Origin of the sequence: Burkholderia cepacia, from assembly GCF_029962485.1 — a bacterium.
In the GTDB taxonomy this organism is placed as follows: Bacteria; Pseudomonadota; Gammaproteobacteria; order Burkholderiales; family Burkholderiaceae; genus Burkholderia.
In genome coordinates this window covers 2,069,432-2,094,775 of sequence record NZ_CP073637.1, presented here as the reverse complement: position 1 = coordinate 2,094,775, position 25,344 = coordinate 2,069,432, and the positions used below count along the sequence as shown (strand labels likewise).

Annotated in this window: 24 protein-coding genes; 11 read left to right on the top strand and 13 right to left on the bottom strand. The window is 66.6% G+C overall.

What is annotated here, in order from left to right:
* Positions 1–130: 130 nt before the first annotated feature.
* The 9 genes from KEC55_RS09715 to KEC55_RS09675 all read right to left on the bottom strand — a co-directional run bounded on the left by KEC55_RS09715 (position 131) and on the right by KEC55_RS09675 (position 8,495).
* Positions 131–592 carry a peroxiredoxin gene (locus KEC55_RS09715; protein ID WP_006756046.1) on the bottom strand — a complete coding sequence of 154 codons (462 nt, stop codon included), beginning with the start codon at positions 590–592 and terminating at the stop codon, positions 131–133.
* 110 nt (positions 593–702) lie between these two features.
* The gene (locus KEC55_RS09710) at positions 703–1,599 is read right to left on the bottom strand and encodes a polysaccharide deacetylase family protein (protein WP_282505246.1); all 897 of its coding nucleotides are present in this window, start codon (positions 1,597–1,599) and stop codon (positions 703–705) included.
* Positions 1,600–1,612: 13 nt separating this feature from the next.
* Positions 1,613–2,668, bottom strand: coding sequence for a bifunctional UDP-4-keto-pentose/UDP-xylose synthase (locus KEC55_RS09705; RefSeq protein ID WP_282505245.1), 1,056 nt, complete (start codon positions 2,666–2,668; stop codon positions 1,613–1,615).
* Positions 2,665–3,612, bottom strand: a complete 948-nt coding sequence (locus tag KEC55_RS09700; protein WP_282505244.1) for a formyltransferase — start codon at positions 3,610–3,612, stop codon at positions 2,665–2,667. The genes KEC55_RS09705 and KEC55_RS09700 overlap by 4 nt, the downstream gene beginning before the upstream one ends.
* Positions 3,609–4,646 (bottom strand): glycosyltransferase, encoded by a 1,038-nt coding sequence (locus tag KEC55_RS09695; protein WP_282505242.1) that lies wholly within the window; start codon positions 4,644–4,646, stop codon positions 3,609–3,611. Before KEC55_RS09695 ends, KEC55_RS09700 begins: the two co-directional genes overlap by 4 nt.
* 6 nt (positions 4,647–4,652) lie before the next feature.
* Entirely contained in the window at positions 4,653–5,804 is a 1,152-nt protein-coding gene (locus KEC55_RS09690) for a DegT/DnrJ/EryC1/StrS family aminotransferase (RefSeq protein WP_282505240.1), read from the bottom strand.
* Positions 5,805–5,934: 130 nt separating this feature from the next.
* A complete protein-coding gene (locus KEC55_RS09685; RefSeq protein WP_153488433.1) occupies positions 5,935–6,306 on the bottom strand; it encodes an SMR family transporter in 372 nt (123 codons plus the stop codon).
* A gap of 13 nt (positions 6,307–6,319) precedes the next feature.
* Positions 6,320–7,996 carry a glycosyltransferase family 39 protein gene (locus tag KEC55_RS09680; RefSeq protein ID WP_176047215.1) on the bottom strand — a complete coding sequence of 559 codons (1,677 nt, stop codon included), beginning with the start codon at positions 7,994–7,996 and terminating at the stop codon, positions 6,320–6,322.
* Between the two features lie 124 nt (positions 7,997–8,120).
* On the bottom strand, positions 8,121–8,495 hold the full coding sequence (locus KEC55_RS09675; protein WP_012328660.1) for an Mth938-like domain-containing protein: 375 nt from the start codon (positions 8,493–8,495) through the stop codon (positions 8,121–8,123).
* Positions 8,496–8,813: 318 nt separating this feature from the next.
* Between KEC55_RS09675 and KEC55_RS09670 the strand changes: the two genes are divergently transcribed.
* From KEC55_RS09670 to moaE, 6 genes are all read left to right on the top strand, one after another.
* Positions 8,814–10,052: a pyridoxal phosphate-dependent aminotransferase gene (locus tag KEC55_RS09670; protein WP_176047214.1), complete on the top strand. Its 1,239-nt coding sequence runs from the start codon at positions 8,814–8,816 to the stop codon at positions 10,050–10,052.
* A gap of 53 nt (positions 10,053–10,105) precedes the next feature.
* Entirely contained in the window at positions 10,106–11,434 is a 1,329-nt protein-coding gene (locus KEC55_RS09665; protein ID WP_282505236.1) for a homoserine dehydrogenase, read from the top strand.
* A 14-nt stretch (positions 11,435–11,448) separates the two neighbouring features.
* The gene (thrC, locus tag KEC55_RS09660) at positions 11,449–12,900 is read left to right on the top strand and encodes a threonine synthase (RefSeq protein ID WP_282505234.1); all 1,452 of its coding nucleotides are present in this window, start codon (positions 11,449–11,451) and stop codon (positions 12,898–12,900) included.
* Between the two features lie 234 nt (positions 12,901–13,134).
* Entirely contained in the window at positions 13,135–14,382 is a 1,248-nt protein-coding gene (locus KEC55_RS09655; RefSeq protein ID WP_282505233.1) for a molybdopterin molybdotransferase MoeA, read from the top strand.
* Between the two features lie 19 nt (positions 14,383–14,401).
* Positions 14,402–14,659 carry a molybdopterin converting factor subunit 1 gene (gene moaD, locus KEC55_RS09650; RefSeq protein WP_011352296.1) on the top strand — a complete coding sequence of 86 codons (258 nt, stop codon included), beginning with the start codon at positions 14,402–14,404 and terminating at the stop codon, positions 14,657–14,659.
* 59 nt (positions 14,660–14,718) lie between these two features.
* Complete coding sequence (moaE, locus tag KEC55_RS09645) at positions 14,719–15,195, top strand: molybdopterin synthase catalytic subunit MoaE (protein WP_282505230.1); 477 nt, start codon at positions 14,719–14,721, stop codon at positions 15,193–15,195.
* Between the two features lie 73 nt (positions 15,196–15,268).
* Here the strand turns inward: moaE and KEC55_RS09640 are convergent, their stop codons facing one another.
* Positions 15,269–15,829, bottom strand: a complete 561-nt coding sequence (locus KEC55_RS09640; RefSeq protein WP_282505228.1) for a group III truncated hemoglobin — start codon at positions 15,827–15,829, stop codon at positions 15,269–15,271.
* Between the two features lie 251 nt (positions 15,830–16,080).
* Between KEC55_RS09640 and KEC55_RS09635 the strand changes: the two genes are divergently transcribed.
* On the top strand, positions 16,081–16,599 hold the full coding sequence (locus KEC55_RS09635) for an Rrf2 family transcriptional regulator (RefSeq protein WP_282505226.1): 519 nt from the start codon (positions 16,081–16,083) through the stop codon (positions 16,597–16,599).
* A 157-nt stretch (positions 16,600–16,756) separates the two neighbouring features.
* Positions 16,757–19,354 (top strand): ATP-dependent chaperone ClpB, encoded by a 2,598-nt coding sequence (gene clpB, locus KEC55_RS09630; protein WP_282505225.1) that lies wholly within the window; start codon positions 16,757–16,759, stop codon positions 19,352–19,354.
* Between the two features lie 104 nt (positions 19,355–19,458).
* Here clpB and KEC55_RS09625 read toward each other — a convergent pair whose 3' ends face one another.
* Both KEC55_RS09625 and KEC55_RS09620 read right to left on the bottom strand, forming a co-directional pair.
* Positions 19,459–19,896 (bottom strand): YidB family protein, encoded by a 438-nt coding sequence (locus tag KEC55_RS09625; protein WP_176047206.1) that lies wholly within the window; start codon positions 19,894–19,896, stop codon positions 19,459–19,461.
* 88 nt (positions 19,897–19,984) lie between these two features.
* The gene (locus KEC55_RS09620) at positions 19,985–20,596 is read right to left on the bottom strand and encodes a ComEA family DNA-binding protein (protein ID WP_282505224.1); all 612 of its coding nucleotides are present in this window, start codon (positions 20,594–20,596) and stop codon (positions 19,985–19,987) included.
* 286 nt (positions 20,597–20,882) lie between these two features.
* Here KEC55_RS09620 and KEC55_RS09615 point away from each other — a divergent pair, with 286 nt between their 5' ends.
* Together KEC55_RS09615 and KEC55_RS09610 are read left to right on the top strand one after the other, a co-directional pair.
* Entirely contained in the window at positions 20,883–21,344 is a 462-nt protein-coding gene (locus tag KEC55_RS09615) for a MerR family transcriptional regulator (protein ID WP_282505223.1), read from the top strand.
* Entirely contained in the window at positions 21,328–21,771 is a 444-nt protein-coding gene (locus KEC55_RS09610) for a carboxymuconolactone decarboxylase family protein (RefSeq protein ID WP_282505222.1), read from the top strand. The genes KEC55_RS09615 and KEC55_RS09610 overlap by 17 nt, the downstream gene beginning before the upstream one ends.
* 27 nt (positions 21,772–21,798) lie before the next feature.
* Here KEC55_RS09610 and KEC55_RS09605 read toward each other — a convergent pair whose 3' ends face one another.
* Positions 21,799–23,715, bottom strand: a complete 1,917-nt coding sequence (locus KEC55_RS09605) for a sigma-54-dependent Fis family transcriptional regulator (RefSeq protein ID WP_282505221.1) — start codon at positions 23,713–23,715, stop codon at positions 21,799–21,801.
* 518 nt (positions 23,716–24,233) lie between these two features.
* On the opposite strand from KEC55_RS09605, the gene KEC55_RS09600 reads away from it, so the two are divergent.
* Positions 24,234–25,292, top strand: a complete 1,059-nt coding sequence (locus tag KEC55_RS09600) for an ATP-NAD kinase family protein (protein WP_282505220.1) — start codon at positions 24,234–24,236, stop codon at positions 25,290–25,292.
* The last annotated feature ends 52 nt before the right edge of the window (positions 25,293–25,344 follow it).

The window sequence follows — 25,344 nt, the reverse complement described above, 5'->3', positions numbered from 1 at the left end:
CAGGGACATGCGGCTCGGCTGATACCGTCGTGATGCGCTTCAGGTGCCGGGAAGCATCGCATCGAGCACCGGCGCAGCTACGAGAAATATGGGGCGAACTGGCATTCATTGCGGCCCAATATAACGCGCCTCAAAGCGCTTGTACAGCACTTAGCACGTCGTCCACATGACCCGGCACCTTGATGCCGCGCCATGCCTGACGGAGCACGCCGTCGGCGTCGATCAGGAACGTCGAGCGCTCGATTCCGCGCACTTCCTTGCCATACATTTTCTTCATCTTGATGACATCGAACAGCGCGCACAGCGCTTCGTCGGCATCGGAGATCAGCGGGAACGGCAGTTCGAGCTTTGCCTTGAAGTTGTCATGCGAGCGCAGGCTGTCGCGCGACACGCCGATGACTTCCGCACCGGCTTTCTTGAACTTCGGATAGAGATCGCGGAACTGCAGCCCTTCGGTCGTGCAGCCCGGCGTGTTGTCCTTCGGATAGAAGTACAGCACGAGCTTCTTGCCTTTCAGGTCGGACAGCGAAATGTCGCCGCCCGTGGCCGGTGCAGTGAAATCGGGAACTTGACGGTCAACTTCGACAGACACGTGTTTCTCCTGTTGTTATGGAAAGGCGCCGCTGCGGCGGCGCGGTGCGGCGGGGCGTCGCGGCAGCGCGTGGCAACCGCGCTGCGGGCGACGCCGGCTCGCGCGCGAACTCAGTCGGGCTGGACGATCAGTTCGCCGGAGCGGCCGGGGATTTCGCCCCACGTGACAGGGTACGATGGCAGCGAGTCGCGGTCCAGCGTCGCGTGGTAGTCGCCCATCGTCGCAAACGTGTGGCCTTGCGCACGCCAGCCGGCGAGCAGTTGCTCGAATACGGGCGCGAGCTTCTGGCCTTCCAGTTCCGCATGCAGCGTGAACACCTGGTCGTGCGGATTGGTTTCGGTGAACTTGAGAATGTGCGCGGCGACGTTGTGCGTATCGACGCCGTCGACGCCGAGCACTTCGTCGAGCGTCGGCAGCGTGGTCGGCATCTGCACGTGCGACAGCGTGCGGCCGCCGACGACGGGCAGGTACGGCGAATGGCCGCGCCCGTCGGATGCGTAGCGCATCCCCCATGCATCGATCTGCTCGAACGCGGCATTGTTCATCTGCCAGCCGGCCGCGCCATGCGTGACGGGCGGCGCGCCGAAGATCTCGATGAAGCGCGCGTGACTCTTCTGCATTTCACGCGCGGTCCAGTCGCGATCGCGCGCGCGGACGTTGTCCTGCCAGTACACGTGATCCCACGTGTGGATCCCGCATTCGAAGCCGGCCTCGTGAATCGCGCGCATGTCGGCGATCGCGCGGCGGCCGATGTCGGGAGCCGGCAGCAGCACGCCGTACATCAGCTGCTTCACGCCGTAGTGTTCGACCACCGATGTGCGCGACACCTTCTTCAGGAAGCCCGGGCGAAACACGCGCCGCAGCGCCCAGCCCGTGTGATCGGGCCCGAGGCTGAAGAGGAAGGTCGCGCGCGCACTGAAGCGGTCGAAGATGCGCGCGAGGTTCGGCACGCCTTCGCGCGTGCCGCGCAGCGTGTCGACGTCGATCTTGAGGACGATGCGAGCCAAGCGAACGTCCCGATCAGCCTTGCTGTTCGACGAGCGCGCGCGCGTCGGAGACGTGGCCGCGATACGCTTCGAAGATGTTGCGCAGCGCGTCGTCGAACGTTGCCTGCGGCGCCCAGCCGAGCTCCTGCATCGTGTTGTCGATCTTCGGCACGCGATTCTGCACGTCCTGGTAGCCGTTGCCGTAGTAGGCGCCGGAGGTCGTCTCGACGAGCTTCACCTGCTTGGCCGAATCGGCGTACTCGGTGTATTCCGCGGCCAGTTCGAGCATCTTGTGCGCGAGTTCGCGAACCGAGAAGTTGTTCTTCGGATTCCCGATGTTGTAGATCTTGCCCGACGCGACGCCGTCCTTGTTCTCGATGATCTTCATCAGCGCGCTGATGCCGTCGCCGATGTCGGTGAACGCGCGCTTCTGCGAGCCGCCGTCGACGAGGCTGATGTTCTCGCCGCGCACGATGTGGCCGAGGAACTGCGTGACCACGCGCGAGCTGCCTTCCTTCGGCGTGTAGATCGAGTCGAGGCCCGGGCCGATCCAGTTGAACGGACGGAACAGCGTGAAGTTCAGGCCTTCCATCCCGTAACCCCAGATCACGCGGTCCATCAGCTGCTTCGAGCATGCGTAGATCCAGCGCGGCTTGTTGATCGGGCCGTAGGTGAGCGCCGATGCATCGGGGTCGAACTGCTCGTCCGAGCACATGCCGTAGACCTCGGAGGTCGACGGGAACACGAGGTGCTTGCCGTACTTGACGGCCGAACGCACGATCGGCAGGTTCGCCTCGAAGTCGAGTTCGAACACGCGCAGCGGTTGCTGGACATAGGTGGCGGGCGTCGCGATCGCGACGAGCGGCAGGATCACGTCGCACTTCTTCACGTGATACTCGACCCACTCCTTGTTGATCGTGATGTCGCCTTCGAAGAAATGCATCCGCTCGTGGTTGACGAGATCGCCAAGCCGGTCGGTCTGCATGTCCATGCCGAACACTTCCCAATCGGTGGTTTCAAGAATGCGCTTCGACAGGTGATGGCCGATGAAGCCGTTCACACCCAGGATCAGGACTTTTTTTGCTTTCATGAATGACGGGAAGAATGAATGAACTGCGCGAATTCCGCGGGCGTCACGACGGTTTCGCTGCCGTCGCGCTGCTGCCACAGCTCGAGAATGGATAGGGCGCGGCTGTCGCCGCAGACGCCGAATAGCGCATTATCGCTTACGTGCAGGCCGGGCGGCAAATCTGCCGCGGCTGCCGCTGCCGCGCTGCCGGGCGCCGCGAGGCGCGCGCGCGCGATCACGAAACGCGTGCCGTTCATGTCCGTAAACGCGCCCGGATACGGGGGCGCGACCGCGCGCACCAGGTTGTAGACCTGCGCGGCCGGTTTCGACCAGTCGACGCGGCCATCTTCAGGCTTGCGCCCGCCGTAGTAGCTGCCGGTCGACAGATCGTTCGGCAGGTGTGCCGCCTCGCCCGCGAGCAGTGCGGGCAGCACGCGCCAGAGCGTCTGCTCGGCCGCCACCGTGACCTTGTCGAACACCTGCGTGGCCGTGTCGTCCGGCAGGATCGGCACCGCGGTCTGGCCGATGATCGCGCCCGCGTCGGGTTTCGCGGCCATTTCGTGCAGCGTCGCGCCGGTTTCGGTCTCGCCGTTCAGCACGGCCCAGTTGGTCGGTACCCGACCCCGGTATTTCGGCAGCAGCGAACCGTGCATGTTGTACGCGCCGCGCGGCGCGATCGCGAGCAGGTCCACCGGCAGCATGTGACGGTAGTAGAACGAGAAGATGAAATCGGGCTGCGCGTCGGACACCGCGCGGCGCAGTGCCGGATCGGCGGGATCGGCCGGCGTGACGACAGGAATGCCGTGCTCGGCCGCGACCGACGCGACACTGCCGAACCAGATGTTCTCGTTCGGGTTGTCCTCGTGCGTGACGACGAGCGCGACGTCGACGCCGCGCGCAAGCAGCACCTGCAGGCAGCGCACGCCGACGTTGTGATACGCAAAGACGACCGCGCGCGGCTTCATTGGCCGGCTCCCGTGCGGTTCGCGCCGGTTGGCACCGGCGGCATGCCGTCGTGCTGCTCGAGCACGGCCTGGATCAGGTAGCGCGGCCGTGCGCGCACCTGCTGGTAGATGCGGCCGACGTACTCGCCGAGCAGGCCGAGCGCGAAGATGATCACGCCGAGCAGGAAGAACGTGATCGCGAACAGCGTGAACACGCCTTGCACTTCCGCGCCGACGATGAAGCGTCGCACGAGCAGCAGCACGAACAGCGCGGCGGAGCCGAGCGACAGGATCACGCCGATGAACGACAGCCATTGCAGCGGCACGACCGAGAAGCCGGTCACGAGGTCGAAGTTCAGCCGGATCAGGCTGTACAGCGAATACTTCGATTCGCCTGCGAAGCGTTCCTCGTGCGCGACCTCGATTTCGGTCGGCTTCTGCGCGAACGTGTACGCGAGCGCGGGGATGAACGTGTTGACTTCGCCGCACACGTTGATCGTGTCGATGATGCGGCGGCTGTACGCGCGCAGCATGCAGCCCTGGTCCGTCATCTTGATGCGCGTGATGCGTTCGCGCAGCCGGTTCATCACCTGCGACGCCTTGCGCCGCCACAGGCTGTCCTGGCGCTGCTTGCGGATCGAGCCGACGTAGTCGTAGCCCTCGCGCATCTTCGCGATCAGCTTGCCGATTTCCTCGGGCGGGTTCTGCAGGTCGGCGTCGAGCGTGATGACGATCTCGCCGTGCGATTGCGCGAAGCCCGCGAGAATGGCCATGTGCTGGCCGTAGTTGCCGTTGAGCAGCACGACGCGCGTCGTGTCGGGCCGTACGTGGAACTGATCGGCGAGCATCGCGGCCGAGCGGTCGCGGCTGCCGTCGTTGATCAGGATCACTTCGTATGACGTGTCGAGTGCGTCGAGCGCCGGATACAGTCGCGCGAACAGCGCGGCGAGGCCATCTTCCTCGTTGTACACGGGGATGATGACCGATACTTCGGGCCGGCCGGCGTCCAGGTGTCCGGCGCCCGGGTGCCCGGCGCGTGCTTCAAGGTGACTCATGTACGCTTATTTTCCGTATTGTTCGCAAATCTGGTTGATGGCGTCGACCACGCGACGCACGTCGCCTTCCGTCATCTGCGTGAACAGCGGCAGCGTGACGGTCGACGCGCCATACCGTTCGGCGTGGGGGAACATGCCCTCCTTGAAGCCGCGCGCGCGATACAGCGTGAAAAGATGGATCGCCGGGTAGTGGATGCCCGTGCCGATGCCGCGTTCCTTCAGCTGCGCCATGAACTCGGCGCGCGTGATCGTCAGCCGCTCGAGCGGCAGCGTGATGAGGAACATGTGCCAGTTGCTGTTCTCGAAGTCGGCAACCGGCAGGCCGACGCCGAGCTTCACGGCCGCGCTTCCGTCGAACGCGTCGAAATACGCACGGGCGAGCGCGCGGCGCTGCGCGGTGAAGCGGTCGATGTGCGGCAACTGGCCGAGGCCGACGCGGGCGGCGACGTCCGTCAGGTTGTACTTGCCGCCGAGCACGTCGCAGTCCATCCCGTCGAAGCCGGTGCGCGTGATGCCCTGCAGCCGGTACTTCTGCGCGAGCGTCGCTTCGTCCTCGTTGTTCAGCACGAGCGCGCCGCCTTCGATCGTCGTCAGGTTCTTGTTCGCGTGGAAGCTGAACGACACGATGTCGCCGATCGCGCCGATGCGCTTGCCGTTCCACGTCGAGCCGAATGCCTGCGCGGCGTCTTCGATCACGCGCAGCTTGTGCGCGCGCGCGATCGCGTACAGGCGGTCCATGTCGACCGGAAGGCCGGACAGGAACACGGGGATGATCGCCTTGGTGCGCGGCGTGATCGCCTGCTCGAGCTTGTCGAGGTCGATGTTGCGCGTGACGGGATCGATGTCGGCGAACACGGGCGTCGCGCCCGTTTCGATGATCACGTTGCTGGTCGAGACCCACGACGCCGGCGTCGTGATGACCTCGTCACCGGCACCGACACCCGCGATGCGCAGGCCGATCTCGAGCGTGCAGGTGCCCGAATTGAACGCGCGGACCGGACGGCCGCCGCAGTACTCGGACAGCGCCGCTTCGAACTTCTGGCTCTGCGGGCCGGTGGTGATCCAGCCCGAGCGCAGCACTTCGACGACGCCCTGAATGGTTTCCTCGTCGATTTCCGGGCGGGTGAACGGCAGAAACGGAGCGGTATTCTGGCTCATGAACGCGTTGGCCTGTAATGGCGTGTAATAAAAGGGTCGGGCGATCCCGCCCGAAACCGGCATTAAACACCGGTTGGCGGATTCGCACCGTGATTTTTTGTAGGCGGACGCTTAACGCCGCGGGGCGTGCTCAGCTGCGTGCGAGCACGAGCACCCCGATCAGGATGATGCCGATGCCGATGAGCCGCTGGACCGACAGCACCTCGCCGAACAGGTACCAGGCCGCGAACGCGTTGACGACGTAGCCGAGCGACAGCATCGGGTACGCAATCGACACGTCGACCCGCGACAGCCCGAGAATCCAGACCACGACGCTCAGCACGTAGCAGCCGAGGCCGCCGATGATCGGCAACTGGGTCGCGATCTTCAGGCCGACCGGGATGATGTTCGCACGGCTGAATTCGAAGTGCCCGACGGCGTTGACGCCGGCTTTCAGCAAAAGTTGCGCAACGGCGTTGAGCATCACGCCGGTGACGATGCAGACCAACGAAACGGGATTCATGCGACGGGCGTCCTTACGATTGCGGTTTCTCGACGATTACGCGACGGTTGTCGCGCGCGATCACGCGCATCGGCACGCCTTGCTTGACCAGCGTGTCGTACTGGCCGGGCGGCATGATCGCGAGCGCATGGGTTTCCTGCTTCCAGCGCGTGATCCATTCGTCGACGGTCGGAATCCACTTGTTCGGCTCCATCGAGATCCCGAACGCGAGCTCGTCCTGGCGCTGGACCATGATCGTCGTGTGGCCCATGTAGAACGGGAACGTGTGGTCGAGCATCTCGATCGAGTAGAACGGCGTGTCGGGCGGCAGTTTCGCCAGTTCGGCGCGCACGGCGGGGGCGAGCAGCGCGCCCGAGCTGTAGCGACCGAACTCGTCGTGCCCGGTGCCGCCGATCGTGCCGAACGCGAGCCATGCGGCGCCGAAGGCGGTGATCGCGGCGGCCACGCCAGTGCGGCGGTTCAGCCATGCGGCCGCGAGCGTCAGCGCGGCCGAGACCGCGAGGCCCGCGTACAGCCACATCTGGAACACGCGGTACAGCGCATTCGGCGTGCGGGCGTCACCCTGGTACGCGAGGAAGATGAGCCCGAACGCCGCGACGACGAAGAACACGAGGTAGCCGAGCAGGTGGCGACGGAACCGGTCGGCCGTCATCAGCGGCAGGTACGCGCCGATGATCAGCGCAAGCGCCGGCGCGACCGGCAGCACGTAGGAGATCAGCTTCGAATGCGACGTGCTGAAGAACAGGAAGATGAAAGCGCTCCAGATCAGCAGCACGAGCATCGGCGAGAAGCCGTTCGGCTGGCGCGGCATCCGCAGCGCATGGCGGATGCTCTGCCACGCGACCGACAGCCACGGCAGGAAGCCGACCAGCAGCACCGGCACGAAGTAGTACAGCGGGCCCGGGCGATTCTGTTCCGGGGTCAGGTACCGGCGAAACTGCTGGACGATGAAGAAGAAATTGAAGAATTCGGGGTTGCGCTGCTGGACGAGCACGAACCACGGCGTGACGATCGCGAAGAAGATCACGAGGCCGCTGACCAGGTACAGGCGCTTCCACAGCGCCCAGTCGCGCGCGATCAGCGTATAGAGCACGAGCACGGCGCCGGGCAGGATCAGGCCGACGAGGCCCTTGGACAGCACCGCGAACGCCATCGCGGCCCAGCACGTCCACATCCAGCCGCGCACCGCGGCCGGACGCAGCCCGGGCCGTTGCGCGAGCAGCAGCGAGCAGAGCGACAGCGCCATCCAGAACGCGAGCCCCATGTCGAGCGCGTTGAAGTGGCCCATCAGGTTCCAGTACGGCGAACACGCGAGCACGACGGCCGCGAGGAAGCCCGACAGCGGGTTGAACAGGCGCGCGCCGGTGTAGCCGACGAGCAGCACGCCGGCGAAGCTCGCAACAGCCGTGTAGAGGCGCGCCTGCCATTCGCCGATGCCGAACCACGCGAACGTGAGCGCATTCAGCCAGGTCTGGAGCGGCGGTTTCTCGAAGTACTTGTAGCCGTTGTAGCGCGGCGTGATCCAGTCGCCGGTGACGAACATCTCGCGCGCCATTTCCGCATAGCGGCCTTCGTCGCTCGGGATCAGGTGGCGCAGCCCGAGCGGCGCGAACCAGACGATCGCGAGCGCGACGAGCAGGAGGACGAGCGTGATGCGATTGAGCGGTAGCCTCGACGGCGTATCGTTCATGGATTTTCAGCCTGTTGGTTGTTGTGACGGGCCGCCGGCGGGTTGCGCCGGGGGCGGGCGGCCTGGCCGGGCCGATCGGGGGGATCGACCCGCTGCGCCGGCCCGAGTTTTACCGCATCGGGGATTAACGTTCAATTAAGAGCGCGGCGGCGACTTTCCGGCCCTCGGCCATCAGGATGTTGTAGGTGCGGCAGGCCGCCTGGAAATCCATCGTCTCGACTCCGATCCGCTTGGCCGTGAGCGCCGCGACGAGCCGCGGGTGCGGGAAGCGCAGCCGCGCGCCGCTGCCGAAGATCACGAGTTCGGGCGTCGGGTCGAGCAGCATCGCGAAATGCTCGGGCGCGAGCGCGTCGAACGACGACACGGGCCATGCCTGGACCGGCGCGCCGGGCAGCACGATGACGCTCGTTTCATGGCGTTCGAGATTGACGTCGACGTAATCGGGGCCGTAGCCGGTGACGGTATTGAGCGCGCCGCTCGTGTCCTGGTGCAGTTTCAAATCGGTATTCCGCGGTTCCGTAGGGGAATGGTTCGCAGGGCCTCAGCGGCCCGGTTTGGCCGGTTTCGCGCGCCTGGCCACGCAGGGACGCCTGACGGCGCGGGCCCGGCGCGGCTATGGTGCATTGCGAAAGTCGGCCAAAATCCGCTAAATTATAACTTTTTGGTCGCCCCCGGGCGCCACTTGCGTCGTGCGTCGCCACAAGCCGCGTCCGACCGCCCGCTTTTTTCCAGTCTAGACAGCGCGCACAGACCGGCCGCTTTCCAGTTTTGATCCCGTCCCCCCCGGCCGCAAGGCCAACCCAGGAACCGTGTCGTCGTGAAACCGATTCAGAAGTCGAACAAGCTGCTCAACGTCTGCTACGACATCCGTGGCCCGGTGCTCGAGCACGCGAAGCGCCTCGAGGAAGAAGGCCACCGCATCATCAAGCTGAACATCGGCAACCTCGCGCCGTTCGGTTTCGACGCGCCGGACGAGATCATCCAGGACATGATCCGCAACCTGCCGGCGTCGTCCGGCTATTCGGATTCGAAGGGCGTGTTCTCGGCGCGCAAGGCCGTGATGCACTACACGCAGGAAAAGGGCGTCGTGGGCGTCGGCCTCGATGACATCTACATCGGCAACGGCGCGTCCGAGCTGATCGTGATGGCGACCCAGGCGCTGCTGAACGATGGCGACGAAGTGCTGCTGCCCGCGCCCGACTACCCACTGTGGACGGCGGCGGTGAGCCTGTCGGGCGGCACGCCCGTGCACTACGTGTGCGACGAGCAGAACGCGTGGATGCCCGATCTCGACGACATCCGCAGCAAGATCACGCCGAACACGAAGGCGATCGTCGTCATCAACCCGAACAACCCGACGGGCGCGCTTTATTCCGACGAATTGCTGCTCGAGTTGCTCGACATCGCGCGCCAGCACGGGCTGATCGTGTTCGCCGACGAGGTTTACGACAAGATCGTCTACGACGGCCTCGAGCACACGGCGATGGGTTCGCTGTCGGAAGACGTGATCACCGTGACGTTCAACAGCCTGTCGAAGAGCTATCGCTCGTGCGGCTACCGCGCGGGCTGGATGGCCGTGTCGGGCCTCGGTGGCGACAACCGCCGGCGCGCGAAGGATTATCTCGAGGGGCTCGGCATCCTGTCGTCGATGCGCCTGTGCGCGAACGTGCCCGGGCAATTCGCGATCCAGACGGCGCTCGGCGGCTACCAGAGCATCAACGAGCTGATCGTGCCGAGCGGGCGCCTCTTCAAGCAGCGCGAGCTCGCGTATGACATGCTTACGTCGATCCCGGGCGTGACCTGCGTGAAGCCGCAGGCCGCGCTGTACATGTTCCCGCGCCTCGATCCGAAGCTCTACCCGATCCAGAACGACCAGCAATTCATTCTCGACCTGTTGCTCGAGGAGCGCGTGCTGCTGGTGCAGGGCACGGGCTTCAACTGGGCGACGCCCGACCACTTCCGCGTGGTCTTCCTGCCGAACCTCGACGACCTGACCGATTCGATCAACCGGATCGCACGCTTCCTCGACGGCTACCGCAAGCGCCATTCGGTCTGAGCGGGCAGGGTCACACGGAATTCACTACTTCTTACTCATCGATCACACGCAGCATGGAACCGATCAAAGTTGGCCTGTTGGGCTTCGGCACGGTGGGCAGCGGCACCTTCACGGTGCTGCGCCGCAACCAGGAAGAAATCAAGCGACGCGCGGGGCGCGGCATCGAGGTGGCGCGCATTGCCGTGCGCAACCCGGCCAAGGCGCAGGCAGCGCTCGGCGGTGACGCCGCCGCCGCACAGATCACCGACGACTTCAATGCAGTCGTCGACGATCCGTCGATCGCGATCATCGCCGAGATGATCGGCGGCACGGGCTTCGCGCGGGAGCTCGTGCTGCGCGCGATCGCGAACGGCAAGCATGTCGTGACGGCGAACAAGGCGCTGCTCGCGGTGCACGGCACCGAGATCTTCGAAGCGGCGCGCGAAAAGGGCGTGATGGTTGCGTTCGAAGCGGCCGTCGCCGGCGGCATCCCGATCATCAAGGCGCTGCGCGAAGGCCTGACCGCGAACCGTATCCAGTACATCGCCGGCATCATCAACGGCACGACCAACTACATCCTGTCGGAAATGCGCGACCGCGGGCTCGACTTCGCGACCGCGCTGAAGGCCGCGCAGGAGCTCGGCTACGCGGAAGCCGATCCGACCTTCGACATCGAAGGCGTCGACGCCGCGCACAAGGCGACGATCATGAGCGCGATCGCGTTCGGCGTGCCGGTGCAGTTCGACCGCGCATACGTCGAAGGCATCAGCAAGCTCGACGCGACCGATATCCGCTACGCGGAAGAGCTCGGCTACCGGATCAAGCTGCTCGGCATCACGCGCCGCGCCGAAAACGGCATCGAGCTGCGCGTGCATCCGACGCTGATCCCGGAGAAGCGCCTGCTCGCGAACGTCGAGGGCGCGATGAACGCGGTCGTCGTGCACGGCGACGCGGTCGGCACGACGCTGTACTACGGCAAGGGCGCGGGCGCGGAGCCGACCGCATCGGCCGTGGTCGCGGATCTCGTCGACGTCACGCGCCTGCATACGGCCGACCCGGAGCATCGCGTGCCGCATCTCGCGTTCCAGCCGGACAGCCTGTCGAACACGCCGATTTTGCCGATCGAGGAAGTGACGAGCGGCTACTACCTGCGCCTGCGCGTCGCCGATCAGACCGGCGTGCTGGCCGACATCACGCGCATCCTCGCCGCATCGGGCATCTCGATCGACGCGCTGCTGCAGAAGGAATCGGAGCAGGTGGACGACGCGAACGGCGAAACCGACATCATCCTGATCACGCACGAAACGGTCGAGAAGAACGTCAATGCGGCGATCGCGCAAATCGAGAGCCTCGCGACGGTCGTGTCGAAGGTGACGAAGCTGCGCATGGAAGCGCTGAACTGAGGACGAGAGGCGACATGAACTACATCTCCACGCGCGGCGCCGGCATCGGCGAGCGCCATACGTTCTCCGACATCCTGCTCGGCGGCCTCGCGAAGGACGGCGGGCTCTACCTGCCGGCCGAGTATCCGACGGTGTCCGCCGACGAGCTCGCGCGCTGGCGCACGCTGTCGTATGCGGATCTCGCGTTCGAGATCCTGTCAAAGTTCTGCGACGACGTGCCGGCCGACGACCTGCGCGCGATCACGCGCCGCACGTACACGGCCGCCGTGTACAGCAACACGCGCCACGGCGAGAACGCGTCCGACATCACGCCGCTGAAGACGCTCGGCACCGAGAACGGCACGGCGCTGTCGCTGCTCGAACTGTCGAACGGCCCGACGCTCGCGTTCAAGGACATGGCGATGCAGCTGCTCGGCAACCTGTTCGAGTACACGCTCGCGAAGCACGGCGAAGCGCTGAACATCCTCGGCGCGACGTCGGGAGATACCGGCAGCGCGGCCGAGTACGCCATGCGTGGCAAGGCCGGCGTGCGCGTGTTCATGCTGTCGCCGCACAAGAAGATGAGCGCGTTCCAGACGGCACAGATGTTCAGCCTGCAGGATCCGAACATCTTCAACCTCGCGGTCGAAGGCGTGTTCGACGACTGCCAGGACATCGTGAAGGCCGTGTCGAACGATCACGCGTTCAAGGCGCAGCAGAAGATCGGCACGGTCAACTCGATCAACTGGGCGCGTGTCGTCGCGCAGGTCGTGTACTACTTCAAGGGTTACTTCGCAGCGACGCAGTCCAACGACGAGCGCGTGTCGTTCACGGTGCCGTCGGGCAACTTCGGCAACGTCTGCGCGGGTCACATCGCGCGGATGATGGGGCTGCCGATCGCGAAGCTCGTGGTTGCAACGAACGAGAACGACGTGCTCGACGAGTTCTTCCGTACGGGCGCGTATCGCGTGCGCAGCGCCGAGAACACGTATCACACGAGCAGCCCGAGCATGGACATCTCGAAGGCGTCGAACTTCGAGCGCTTCGTGTTCGACCTGCTCGGCCGCGATCCGGCGCGCGTGATGCAGCTGTTCCGCGATGTCGAAGAGAAGGGCGGTTTCGATCTCGCGGCGAGCGGCGATTTCGCGCGCGTCGCGGAGTTCGGCTTCGTGTCGGGCCGCAGCAGCCACACCGACCGTATCGCGACGATCCGCGACGTGTTCTCGCGCTACGACACGATGATCGATACACACACGGCCGATGGCGTGAAGGTCGCGCGCGAGCATCTGGATGCAGGCGTGCCGATGGTCGTGCTCGAGACGGCGCAGCCGATCAAGTTCGGCGAGACGATTCGCGAGGCACTCGATCGCGAAGCCGAGCGTCCGGCTGCATTCGACGGGCTCGAGGCGCTGCCGCAGCGTTTCGAGGTCGTGAACGCCGACGCGCAGCAGGTGAAGGACTTCATCATCGCCCACACGGGCGCATGACGCACGGCCGGGCCCGCGGGCCCGGCTGCGCAGGACGGCCGGAATGCCGATTCGTCGCACGGATCGGGGTTCCGGCCGTTTCGTTTGGCGCCCGGGCATGGCCTGTTGCACGAAACAAGTGCCAGACCCGCGCGTTCGCGCCGATCACGGTTTTCGCATGTCCGCCATATCGCGCGTCCGTGTGACGGCGTCGCTACAATGACGTATTGATTCCAACGATCCCCGATCCCATCGATGTCGAACCCGAATCCCGCGGCGCCGCGCGCGCCGATGCTGTCGACCGCCGAGGCGCTGGCCGCGCTGCTCGATGCCGCGAAACCGCTGTCCGGCGCCGAAACCGTCGCCACGCTCGATGCGCTCGGCCGCGTGCTGGCCGCTGACGTGAGCTCGCCGCTCGACGTGCCGCCGATGCATACGAGCGCGATGGACGGTTATGCGGTGCGCGTCGCCGACCTGCTGCACGGCGATCGGCGGTTGCCGGTGTCGCAGCGCATTCCGGCCGGCCATCCGGCTCAACCGCTCGCGGCCGGCACGGCCGCGCGGATCTTCACCGGTGCGACGGTGCCGCCCGGCGCCGATGCGGTCGTGATGCAGGAGCAGACATCGGCCGACGGAGACGCGGTCGAGATCCTGCACACGCCGAAGGCCGGTGAGTGGATCACCGCGCAGGGCGCGGACATCCGCCAGGGCTCGGTGATCCTGCCGGCCGGCACGCGGCTCACGCCGCAGGCGCTCGGCTTGGCCGCCTCGGTCGGCTGCGCGCAGTTGTCGGTTGCACGGCGGATTCGCGTCGCGGTGTTCTTCACCGGCGACGAGCTGACGATGCCCGGCGAGCCGCTGAAGCCCGGCGCCATCTACAACTCGAACCGCTTCACGCTGCGCGGGTTGCTGGAGCGGCTCGGCTGCCACGTGACCGATTACGGGATCGTGCCCGATTCGCTCGCCGCGACGCGCGACACGCTGCGCGAGGCTGCGCGCGATCACGACGTGATCCTGACGAGCGGCGGTGTATCGGTCGGCGACGAGGATCACGTGAAGCCGGCCGTCGAGTCCGAAGGGCGGCTCGCGCTGTGGCAGATCGCGATGAAGCCCGGCAAGCCGCTCGCGTACGGCGCGGTGCGCCGCGGCGACGAACGTGCCGATGCGCACTTCATCGGGTTGCCCGGCAACCCCGTCTCGAGCTTCGTCACGTTCCTGCTGTTCGTGCGGCCGTTCCTGCTGCGCCTGTCCGGTGTGCGCGACGTCGCGCCGCGCGCGTTGTCGCTGCGGGCGGACTTTTCGCAAGGCAAGGGCGATCGGCGCAACGAATTCCTGCGTGCGCGTGTCAACGCGGCCGGCGGCCTCGACCTGTTCCCGAACCAGAGCTCGGCGGTGCTGACGTCGACGGTCTGGGGCGACGGCCTGATCGACAATCCGCCGCAGCATGCGATCAGCGCCGGCGAGACCGTGCGTTTCATTCCGTTTTCCGAACTGCTGTCGTAACGCGACGGCTTCCCGAACCATGAAGATTCAGCTGAAATTTTTTGCAAGCGTCCGCGAGGCACTGGGCGTCGCCGACGAACAGGCCGACGTGCCGGACAGCGTGACGACCGTCGGCGACGTGCGTGCCTGGTTGCGCGTGCGCGGCGGCGCGTGGGCCGAGACGCTCGCCGAAGGGCGCGCGCTGCGCATGGCGTGCAATCACGAGATGACCGATCCCGACACGCGGCTCACCGAAGGCTGCGAGGTCGCGTTCTTTCCGCCGGTGACGGGCGGGTGAGCTTTGCATGGGACCGGAGTGGACGCTCAAGCGCCAACTCCGGTCGACAGGAACGTGTAATGGCAACGATACGAATCCAGACCGACGACTTCAATCTGAACGCCGAAGTCGCGGCATTACGGGCGCGCAACCCGAAGATCGGCGCGGTCGCATGCTTCGTCGGCACGGTGCGCGACCTGAACGAAGGCGATTCGGTCGCCGCGATGGAGCTCGAGCACTATCCGGGGATGACCGAGAAGGCGCTCGAGAAGATCGCCGCCGAGGCCGGCCGGCGCTGGCCGGGCATCGACGTCGCGATCGTGCATCGCGTCGGCAAGCTGCTGCCGCTCGACCAGATCGTGATGGTCGCGACGGTTGCGTCGCATCGCGGCGACGCGTTCGCGTCGTGCGAGTTCGTGATGGACTATCTGAAGACCGAGGCGCCGTTCTGGAAGAAGGAAACGACACCGGACGGCGAGCGGTGGGTCGATGCGCGCAGCACCGACGATGCCGCGCTCGCGCGCTGGGGTGTCGAGTCGGGCAATACGCCGCGCTGAACGCTGCATCCGACAAACGATGCGGCGAAGTGCCGCAGGTGGCGTGATCGCCGGGCATCGCGCGGGTCGCGCGTTACGCGTCCGGATCGACGCCGCGCCCGATGATCTTTGTCGGAAACGGTTCGCCGCGGGCACGCGACGGCAACGCGTGCGGATCGTCGCCCGCGTCGCGGCGGCGCGGCGCGATCGCGTCGAGTAGCGCTTGCTGCTCGGGCGGAATCTGATAGTCCCAGCCGAACCGGCTCAACTGCAGGCTCTGCGCGATCCGCAGCGCGGGCTCCATGAAGCGGATCGCCGCGGGCGGCGCGTAGCGCGCCTCGACCGTCTTCAGGAACAGCGCCAGCCAGCGGCTGAAATGGGCTGGCTCGATCCCGTCGAGCGGCTGGTGCGCCTGTTGCACGTTGCCGCGGTAGCCCTTGGTGCCGAGCACGAGGCTCGACCAGAACGTGACCATCTTCGGCAGGTGGTCGTCCCAGCGGCCGGCCAGCTTCGCGTCGAACACGGGCCCGAGCAGCGGATCGCCGCGCACGCGGTCGTAGAACGCGTAGACGAGATCGCGGATGTTGTCTTCGGTCGGCTCGGCGTCGCGAGGGCGGGCCGGTGCGGATTCGGGCGAGGCGGGCAGGGCAGTCATGGCAAAAAGGGCCGGTAGATCGGGGCGCGGGCGCGTGGCGGCATGGGCGTCAGTTAGGACGCCGGTCGGATTTTGACGCAAAATAGCGTCCAATACCCCCTGAAAAACGTGTAGATGTCACGCATCTTATTGCGCGCACGCGATTCCGGCAACCCGAGGCCGTGGAACGGGACCGTCAGCCGGATCCGCGCGCATCGCGCTCGGCCCGGCTCACGTCATCGGGGCACGATCGATCATTTCCGTATCCGCTCATGAGACTCACCGACTACACCGACTATTCGCTGCGCGTAATGCTGTACCTTGCCGTACGCGGCGAGGGGCTCGCGACGATCCAGGAGATCTCGGATGCCTACGGCATCTCGAAGAACCATCTGATGAAAGTCGTGCAGCAGCTCGGCGAGCTGGGATGGGTCGACACGGTTCGCGGCCGCAATGGCGGGCTGAGGCTCTTTCCGGAATCGCTGCAACTGACGGTCGGCCAGGTCGTGCGCGCGACCGAGAGCGACTTCGCGCTGGTCGGCTGCTTTTCGGACGACAACGGCGAATCGCGCGGCTGCGTGATCGAGCCGCAGTGCCGCCTGAAGGGTGTGCTGGCGGCCGCGCGCGATGCGTTTTTCGCCGAACTCGATCGTCACCGGCTCGGCGAGCTGGTCGAGTCCGCGTCGCCGCTCGCGGCGCTGCTCGGCATCCGCCCGGTCGCGCTCGTGCGTGCCGAATCGTTGCAGGACGACACCCCGGCGACCGCCGAGCCGCCGTCGGCGGCCGGCTGATACACGGGCGCCGCGTCCCGCGATCCGAGCGTGGCCCGTCCCGGGGCCGCTTCCAGCCAATCCAGCAATTTTTGCGCTGAATCAACCCGAATTTCGCTTGAAAGCCGCATAACCATCCTCATCTTGGTGTTAATCGAAAATTGGAGGTCTCGACTAAATGAGAATCGACAAGCTCACCACCAAGTTCCAGGAAGCACTCTCTGACGCGCAAAGCCTTGCGGCTGGCCGCGACAATCAATACATCGAACCCGTTCACGTGCTGGCCGCGCTGGTTGCGCAGCAGGACGGTTCCGCCCGCTCGCTGATGTCGCGCGCGGGTGTTCACATCCAGGCGCTGCAAGGCGCGCTGAACGAAGCCATCTCGCGCCTGCCGCAAGTGACGGGCACGGGCGGCGACATCCAGATCGGCCGCGAGCTGGCCGGGCTGCTGAACCAGGCCGACAAGGAAGCGCAGAAGCTCAACGATACGTTCATCGCGAGCGAGATGTTCCTGCTCGCCGTGTCCGACGACAAGGGCGAAGCCGGCAAGCTCGCGCGCCAGCACGGCCTCACGCGCAAGGCGCTCGAAGCCGCGATCGCCGCGGTGCGTGGCGGCTCGCAGGTGCATAGCCAGGACGCGGAAAGCCAGCGCGAGGCGCTGAAGAAGTACACGGTCGACCTGACCGAGCGCGCCCGGGCGGGCAAGCTCGATCCGGTGATCGGCCGCGACGACGAAATCCGCCGCTCGATCCAGATCCTGCAGCGCCGCACGAAGAACAACCCGGTGCTGATCGGCGAGCCGGGCGTCGGCAAGACGGCAATCGTCGAAGGGCTCGCGCAGCGGATCGTCAACGGCGAAGTGCCGGAAACGCTGAAGGGCAAGCGCGTGCTGTCGCTCGACATGGCCGCGCTGCTCGCGGGCGCCAAGTACCGCGGCGAGTTCGAGGAGCGCCTGAAGGCCGTGCTCAGCGACATCGCGAAGGACGAAGGCCAGACGATCGTCTTCATCGACGAAATCCACACGATGGTCGGCGCGGGCAAGGCCGAAGGCGCGATGGATGCGGGCAACATGCTGAAGCCGGCGCTGTCGCGCGGCGAGCTGCACTGCATCGGCGCGACCACGCTCGACGAATACCGCAAGTACATCGAGAAGGATGCCGCGCTTGAACGCCGCTTCCAGAAGGTGCTCGTCGACGAGCCGAGCGTCGAGGCGACGATCGCGATCCTGCGCGGGCTGCAGGAGAAGTACGAACTGCACCACGGCGTCGACATTACCGACCCGGCGATCGTCGCCGCGGCCGAGCTGTCGCACCGCTACATCACCGATCGTTTCCTGCCCGACAAGGCCATCGACCTGATCGACGAAGCTGCTTCGAAGATCAAGATGGAAATCGATTCGAAGCCCGAAGAGATGGACAAGCTCGACCGTCGTCTGATCCAGTTGAAGATCGAGCGCGAAGCCGTGAAGAAGGAGCAGGACGAAGCGTCGCAGAAGCGCCTGCAGCTGATCGAGGAAGAGATCCAGCGCCTCGGCCGCGAGTACGCGGACCTGGAAGAGATCTGGACCGCCGAGAAGGCCGCGGTGCAGGGCAGCGCACAGCTCAAGGAAGAGATCGAGAAGGTGCGTGCGGACATCGCGCGTCTGCAGCGTGACGGCAAGCTGGAGAAGGTCGCCGAACTGCAGTACGGCAAGCTGCCACAGCTCGAGGCGCAGCTGAAGCAGGTCACGCAGGCCGAAGAGCAGGAGCAGCACAACCCGACGCGTCCGCGCCTGCTGCGCACGCAGGTCGGCGCCGAGGAAATCGCGGAAGTCGTGTCGCGTTCGACCGGGATTCCGGTATCGCGGATGATGCAGGGCGAACGCGAGAAGCTGCTGCACATCGAGGAAAAGCTGCACGAGCGCGTGGTCGGCCAGCATGAGGCGATCGGCGCGGTGGCCGACGCGATCCGCCGTTCGCGTGCGGGTCTCGCCGATCCGAACCGTCCGTACGGCTCGTTCCTGTTCCTCGGCCCGACGGGTGTCGGCAAGACCGAGCTGTGCAAGGCACTGGCGTCGTTCCTGTTCGATTCGGAAGAGCACCTGATCCGCATCGACATGAGCGAGTTCATGGAGAAGCACAGCGTCGCGCGGCTGATCGGCGCGCCGCCGGGCTATGTCGGTTACGAGGAAGGCGGTTACCTGACGGAAGCCGTGCGCCGCAAGCCGTACAGCGTGATCCTGCTCGACGAGATCGAGAAGGCCCACCCGGACGTGTTCAACGTGCTGCTGCAGGTGCTCGACGACGGCCGCATGACGGACGGGCAGGGGCGCACGGTCGACTTCAAGAACACGGTGATCGTGATGACGTCGAACCTCGGCTCGCAGGTGATCCAGGCGATGACGGGGGCGCCGCAGGAAGAGATCAAGGACGCGGTGTGGCTCGAGGTGAAGCAGCATTTCCGCCCCGAGTTCCTGAACCGGATCGACGACGTCGTCGTGTTCCATGCGCTCGACCGCAGCAACATCGAGTCGATCGCGAAGATCCAGCTGGCGCGCCTGCACGATCGGCTCGCGAAGCTCGACATGGCGCTCGAGGTGTCGGAAGCGGCGCTCGAACAGATCGGGAAGGTCGGTTACGATCCGCTGTTCGGTGCGCGGCCGCTGAAGCGCGCGATCCAGCAGGAGATCGAGAACCCGGTCGCGAAGCTCATCCTCGCGGGCCGCTTCGGTCCGAAGGACGTGATTCCGGTCGACGTCCACGACGGCAAGTTCGTGTTCGACCGCGTCGTGCACTGATCGCCTGCCATCGGCCGCCCGCCCGGTTCGCGCCGGGCGCGCAAAAACAAACACCCCGCCTCAGCGGGGTGTTTGCTTATGGAGCGTCGCAACGACGCAGGGCTTCAGCCCTGCTTGTTGCCGCCGAACATGCCGGCGAGCTGCGACAGCGAGCCGAGCACGTTCGACGGGTCGACCTGCGCCTGGCCGTCGGCCGGCACCGCGCCGTCCGGCGTCGCGTGGTTGACGACGTGCGGCAGCACCTGCGCGAGTACGGTCGAGGCCATCGACGGGTCGACGCCGAACTTGCTCGCGAGCGCACCGATCGCGTCCGAGCCCAGCACGTTTTGCAGCGCGTCCGGCGAGATCGGCTGGTTCTGGCCGGTGCCGACCCACGAGCCGATGACGTCGCCGGCGCCGCCGGCCTTGAACTTTTCGATCAGGCCATTCAGGCCGCCCGGCTGGTTGTTGATGAATTCGAGCGCGGTCGTGATCAGCGCGCTTTGCGAGTTGCCGCCGGCCTGGCCGCCGATCAGACCGCCAACGATGTCGAGGAGACCCATGGTTTTTCACCTTTACCGATAAGGGCGCCACGCTGTGGGCGCCCGTTGAACGAATGCCGCGCGCACGCCGTCGCGCGCGCGGCGCACATCAGGCGCCCGACGCCGCGGCGGCGGAGGCTGCCTTGTCCTTCTTGCTTTTCTTCTTCGAACCCTTCGTCGCTTTTGCCGACGACGCTGCGGCCGGTGCGCTCGCACCCGCATCGGCGGATGCCGCCGCCGCGGCTGCTGCCTTTTCCTTCTTCGACGCGCGTTTCGCCTTGGCCGGTTTCGCCGCCGCATCCGGTGCGCTTGCCGCCGGGGCCGGCGCTGCGGTCGTCGTGCCTGCCGTTGCGGTCGTGGACGTCGACGCCGTGCCTGCCGACGTCGTTGCCGACGTGGTCGCCGACGTCGTCGCGGCCGGCTTCGACAGCTTCACGCCCTTCGGCGGCGTCGACGAGCCGCCGATCGTCAGGCCGTTTTCCTCCAGGTGCCCGACCGATTTCGTGCCGAGGCCCTTCACGCGGTTCGCGAGATCGTCGGCGTCCTTGAACGGGCCGTTCTTGGTGCGTTCGTCGATGATCGCCTTCGACTTCACGGGCCCGAGACCCTTCACGGATTCGAGCGCGGCCTGGTCAGCCGAGTTGACTTCGACGGCCGCGGCAAGGCCTGCGGCGAACGACAGCGATAGCGCGACGAACAGCATCAGCAGCTTTTTCAGCATGGCAAAGGCTCCCTGGTTCTGACGGATGAATGGCTGTTGCAACAGACGGCGGGGCGAGGCCCGGCCGGGCGTCGCCGTTAAGCATAGGACAAATGCGTGCCCTTTTTAAGACAGGCTGACCGAATCTTGCTGAAGGCTTGCGGTGCTGTAAAGACCGAAAACCGCGCCGGGAGGCGATTTTGACCATTGTTTACGGTGTCGCAGGGGGCGAGCGTATCGTCGTCGCGCTGGCCGTTCGATAACGCTTGACTTAGAGTGAACTCTAACTCCTAACCTTGTTCCTGCCATGTCGAAAACCGTATCCCAACCCTCCGCCGCCGGTCCGCTGACGATCGGGCAAGTCGCCGAATTGACGGGCGTGTCGACGCACACGCTGCGGTACTACGAGCAGGCCGGCCTGCTGCGCGCGATTTCGCGCACGGCGGCCGGGCACCGGCTCTACGCACCGGCCGACCTTGCCGGGCTGGCCTTCGTGATGCGCCTGAAGGCGACCGGCATGCCGATTGCGCAGATCCAGGCGTTCGTGGAACTGCGCGAGCAGGGCGAGCCGACATTTGGTGCGCGGCGCAGGTTGCTGGTCGCGCATCGCGATGTGGTGCGCGCGCATCTCGCGGAGCTGCAGGTGAACCTCGATGCGATCAGCGACAAGATCACGTACTACGAGGCACAGGAGCGCGATACGGCCCGACCGGCAAATCCTTCTCACGCTTTATCGGAACAGGACGGACACAATGGAACGACTCGTTGAAGACCGCTACACGCGCGGCTGGAACAAACTGAAGGAAATCGACGGCGAAGTGGGCGAACGCGTGATTGCGGCGCTGGCGCCGATCGCACCGGACTTCGGGCGGTTGCTGGTCGAGTTCAGCTTCGGCGACATCTACAGCCGGCCGCAACTCGACCTGAGAGCGCGCGAGATCGCGACGATCGCGGCGCTGGCCGCGCTCGGCAACGCGCAGCCGCAGTTGAAGGTGCATATCGAGGCCGCGCTGAACGTCGGCTGCACGCGCGACGAGATCGTCGAGGTGTTCATGCAGATGGCCGTCTACGCGGGTATCCCGGCCGCGCTCAACGCGCTGTTCGCCGCGCACGAGGTGTTCACGCGGCGTGACGAAGCGGCCGCCGAAGCTGGAAACGCCGGAAAGTCGGTCGAAGCGGCCGGGCAGGCCGCATGACCGCATGATCGCAGTCGCGCCCGCGCGTCACGCGCGGTGCGGCGCGACGATCCGGTGCTTCGCGATGCGCCGATACAGCGTCGCGCGCGAAATGCCGAGCGCCTGTGCGGCCGCGTCGGGACGCCAGCGGTGCGCGGTGAGCGCCGCGACGATGCGGCCGCGTTCGTCGTCGGGCAGTGCGCCGGTCGACGCGCCGCTGAGCTGCACGGCGCGGTCGGCCGGCAGGTCGTGCCGCGTCACGCGCGCGCCGTCGCACACCGCGCACGCATAGCGCAGCACGTTGCGCAGTTGCCGCACGTTGCCGGGCCACGCATACGCGGCGAGCTGCTCGGCGAGCGTCGCGTCGAGCGTGAGCACGTGGCCGGTTGCCTGCGCTTCCTCGGCGAATACGGCGGCAATCACGTCGCGCACGTCCGCGCGTTCGCGCAGCGGCGGCAGTTCGAACGTCGCGCCGCTCAGCCGGTAGTACAGGTCTTCGCGGAACGTCCCGTCGGCCACCATCCGCGCGAGATCGCGGTGCGTCGCGCAGATCACGTCGAGATCGACGCGCACGGGCGTATCGCTGCCGAGCGGCACGACCTCGCCGTCGGCGAGCACGCGCAACAGGCGCGTCTGCAGCGCGAGCGGCATGTCGCCGATTTCATCGAGAAACAGCGTGCCGCCGTCGGCGAGCGCGATCTTGCCGCGCGCGCCGTGCTTGCGCGCACCGGTGAACGCGCCGGCCGCATAGCCGAACAGTTCGCTCTCGATCAGCGCGTCCGGCAGCGCGCCGCAGTTGACGGCGACGAACGGCCGCGCACGCCGCGCACCGGCATCGTGGATCGCGCGTGCGAACACTTCCTTGCCCGCACCGGTTTCGCCGAGCACGAGAATCGGCAGCCGCTTGCCGGCCACGCGCAGCGCGAGTTCGGCCTGTTGTGCGATCTGCGTGTCGCTGCTGTGCAGGAACGGCGTCAGCGCGCCGACGTGGCGTGGCGCGGTGCCCGCGCGGCGCGATACCGTGCCGGGTTCGCGGCCGGCGCGCCGTAGCGGCGCCCGCAACCGCGCATAGAGCGGTGCGCCGGTCGCGCGCAGCCGCAGTGCGACGATCGTGTCGAGCCGCGCGGCATCGCGCAGCGGCATCTCGGTCGCATCAAAGATCTCGTCGATATGACGCGGCTCGCGCAGCGCCGGCAGCGCGTCGCGCGCTTGCCGGTTCGCGGCGACGATGTTGCCGCATTCGTCGAACGCGATCAGCCATTCGGGTTGCGCTTCGACGTAGTGACGGTTCGGATGCCCGAACAGGATCCAGTACTGCGCGGTGCTGTGCACGAAGTAGCCGTCCTCGATCAGCGCCGCGCTTTGCCGCACGAGCTGGTAGACGAGGCGCTGGCTGTCGCGGCCGTCGGGCGAATGCACGGCCGACGCGTCGAGCACGCCGATCAGTTCGCCGCCCGGCGAGAAGATCGGCGCCGCGCTGCAGGTGAGCGTCGTGAACGCCGCGCGAAAGTGATCGGTCTTGTGCACGGTGATCGGCGCGAGATCGGTCAGCACGCTCGCCACGCCGCACGTTCCTTCCTCGCTTTCCGACCAGCACGAGCCGATGTGCAGCCCCGCATGACGGAAGTCGTTGCGGCGCTCGCGGTCGATCCGGTAGTCGATCGTCACGCCGTGCGCGTCGGTCAGCATCACGCAGTAGTCGGCGACGCGGATCATGTCGTGCAGCCGGGTCAGGCACTGGCCCGATGCGCGCAGGAAGGCTTCTTCCTTGTCGCGCACTTCGCGCAGCTCGGCCGCGGTCAGCACCCGCGGGCCGATCGATGAAGCGGGGTCGAGACAGTAGCGCTCCAGCGACCGTTGCCACGACGACACGAGACGCTCGGAGTCGGCCGGCGCGGGCAGGCGCCCGGCGAGCGCGCCGAGTACACGGTCGGCGTGCTGGGCCTGGGGGACGGCGTAGGGCATGGTCGGCTCCGGTTCCGTACGGCGGGGATATCGCTGTCCTTGTAGCACATCCCGTTCGGCGGATCACATTGCATCGCAGCACGCGGGGCGCGTGAGACGTTCGTCTCGCCGGTATCTCGCCGTGTCTCGCGCGGTTGAGACAGCCGCATGCGTGGCGCGCGGCGGTCGGCAGGCTTGCCGGCGCATGCGTCGAGCCGCACGCGTGCGGGGTTTGCGGGCAGCGCGGTGCGCATGCGCCGATGCCGGGACGATCGCGTCGTCGCATCGACGTCGTGAGACGCACCGGCGGATTCGCCATGTGCGGCGTCGTCACGATCGCGAATCCCGAACACGTGCCTGCCTGCCGAACCAGTGTGCACGCGGGTTCCACGGACATCGCCGCGGCGATGGCACGCCGCTTGCAGAGATCACGGGCAAGCCGATGCGGTCGTGTCGGCGACGACGATCCGCCGCCCGTCGATGGCAGCGGACGAAACATGCAGGGCAGGCATGCCGGCCCACTGGATGGAGACGAACCCGTGACGACGCCCGTTACCGTCGGTGTGATCGCGAACCCCGCATCGGGGCGCGACATCCGCCGCCTCACGACGCATGCATCCGTATTTCCGACGGCCGAGAAGGCGAACATGGTCGTGCGCCTGCTCGCCGGCCTCGGTGCGATGGGCGTCGAGCGCGTGCTGACGCTGCGCGACCGCACGGGCATCGCGACGCTGCTGCTGCGCGCGATCGACACGCATCGCGCGGTCGCGCCGCACGAACGCTGGCCCGAGGTCGAATTCGTCGACCTGCCGATCACCGATACCGTCGCCGACACGCAGGCCGGCGCCGCATACCTGCACCGCATGGAAGTCGCGCTGATCGTCGTGCTCGGCGGCGACGGCACCCATCGCGCGGTGGCCGCGCATTGCGGCGCGACGCCGCTCGTCGCGCTGTCCACCGGCACCAACAATGCGTTTCCCGAACATCGCGAGGCGACCGTCGCCGGCGTCGCGGCAGGGCTCGCCGCGACCGGCGCCGTGCCGGCCGAGGTCGCGTTCGTGCGCAACAAGCGGCTCGTCGTGCGTTGCGTGGCCGGTGCGCAGCCGGGGCGTGAGGAAATCGCGCTGGTCGACGTGTGCGCCGCGCGGCAGCGCTTCATCGGCGCGCGCGCGATCTCCGGATCCGACGACATCGATTCGCTCTACCTGACGTTTGCGGAACCGGACGGTATCGGCCTGTCCGCGCTCGGCGGCGCATGGGCGCCGCTCGAACGCAGCGCGCCTCACGGGCTCGCGATGCGCTTCGCGGAAGCCGGCAAGACGGCCGGCACGCCGCTCGTGGCGCCGATCGCGCCGGGTCGCGTCGACCGCGTCGTGATGCGCAGTTGCGAGCGGCTCGAACCGGGCACGTGGCAGGCGATTCCGTTCGAACGCGGCACGCTCGCGTTCGACGGCGAGCGCGAGATCGAGGTCGCGCGCGGCGATCGCTACGAGATCTCGCTCGACTGGCGCGGGCCGCTGACGGTCGATGTCGGCCGCACGCTGCGCTACGCGTCTTCGCGGCAATTGCTGCGCGACGCCGGCGCATGGCATGACTGAGCATCCGGTTTCTCGCGACACATTTCGACATCCATAACGATCATCAAGGAGA

Excerpts from the sequence above, each read along its gene's own strand:
- clpB (WP_282505225.1), top strand. The coding sequence starts at position 16,757 with ATGAGAATCGACAAGCTCACCACCAAGTTCCAGGAAGCACTCTCTGAC.
- moaE (WP_282505230.1), top strand. The coding sequence starts at position 14,719 with ATGGCAACGATACGAATCCAGACCGACGACTTCAATCTGAACGCCGAA.
- KEC55_RS09690 (WP_282505240.1), bottom strand. The coding sequence starts at position 5,804 with ATGAGCCAGAATACCGCTCCGTTTCTGCCGTTCACCCGCCCGGAAATC.
- KEC55_RS09685 (WP_153488433.1), bottom strand. The coding sequence starts at position 6,306 with ATGAATCCCGTTTCGTTGGTCTGCATCGTCACCGGCGTGATGCTCAAC.
- KEC55_RS09620 (WP_282505224.1), bottom strand. The coding sequence starts at position 20,596 with ATGCTGAAAAAGCTGCTGATGCTGTTCGTCGCGCTATCGCTGTCGTTC.
- KEC55_RS09615 (WP_282505223.1), top strand. The coding sequence starts at position 20,883 with ATGTCGAAAACCGTATCCCAACCCTCCGCCGCCGGTCCGCTGACGATC.
- moaD (WP_011352296.1), top strand. The coding sequence starts at position 14,402 with ATGAAGATTCAGCTGAAATTTTTTGCAAGCGTCCGCGAGGCACTGGGC.
- thrC (WP_282505234.1), top strand. The coding sequence starts at position 11,449 with ATGAACTACATCTCCACGCGCGGCGCCGGCATCGGCGAGCGCCATACG.
- KEC55_RS09700 (WP_282505244.1), bottom strand. The coding sequence starts at position 3,612 with ATGAAGCCGCGCGCGGTCGTCTTTGCGTATCACAACGTCGGCGTGCGC.
- KEC55_RS09655 (WP_282505233.1), top strand. The coding sequence starts at position 13,135 with ATGTCGAACCCGAATCCCGCGGCGCCGCGCGCGCCGATGCTGTCGACC.
- KEC55_RS09640 (WP_282505228.1), bottom strand. The coding sequence starts at position 15,829 with ATGACTGCCCTGCCCGCCTCGCCCGAATCCGCACCGGCCCGCCCTCGC.
- KEC55_RS09625 (WP_176047206.1), bottom strand. The coding sequence starts at position 19,896 with ATGGGTCTCCTCGACATCGTTGGCGGTCTGATCGGCGGCCAGGCCGGC.
- KEC55_RS09665 (WP_282505236.1), top strand. The coding sequence starts at position 10,106 with ATGGAACCGATCAAAGTTGGCCTGTTGGGCTTCGGCACGGTGGGCAGC.
- KEC55_RS09610 (WP_282505222.1), top strand. The coding sequence starts at position 21,328 with ATGGAACGACTCGTTGAAGACCGCTACACGCGCGGCTGGAACAAACTG.
- KEC55_RS09635 (WP_282505226.1), top strand. The coding sequence starts at position 16,081 with ATGAGACTCACCGACTACACCGACTATTCGCTGCGCGTAATGCTGTAC.
- KEC55_RS09705 (WP_282505245.1), bottom strand. The coding sequence starts at position 2,668 with ATGAAAGCAAAAAAAGTCCTGATCCTGGGTGTGAACGGCTTCATCGGC.
- KEC55_RS09695 (WP_282505242.1), bottom strand. The coding sequence starts at position 4,646 with ATGAGTCACCTTGAAGCACGCGCCGGGCACCCGGGCGCCGGACACCTG.
- KEC55_RS09680 (WP_176047215.1), bottom strand. The coding sequence starts at position 7,996 with ATGAACGATACGCCGTCGAGGCTACCGCTCAATCGCATCACGCTCGTC.
- KEC55_RS09605 (WP_282505221.1), bottom strand. The coding sequence starts at position 23,715 with ATGCCCTACGCCGTCCCCCAGGCCCAGCACGCCGACCGTGTACTCGGC.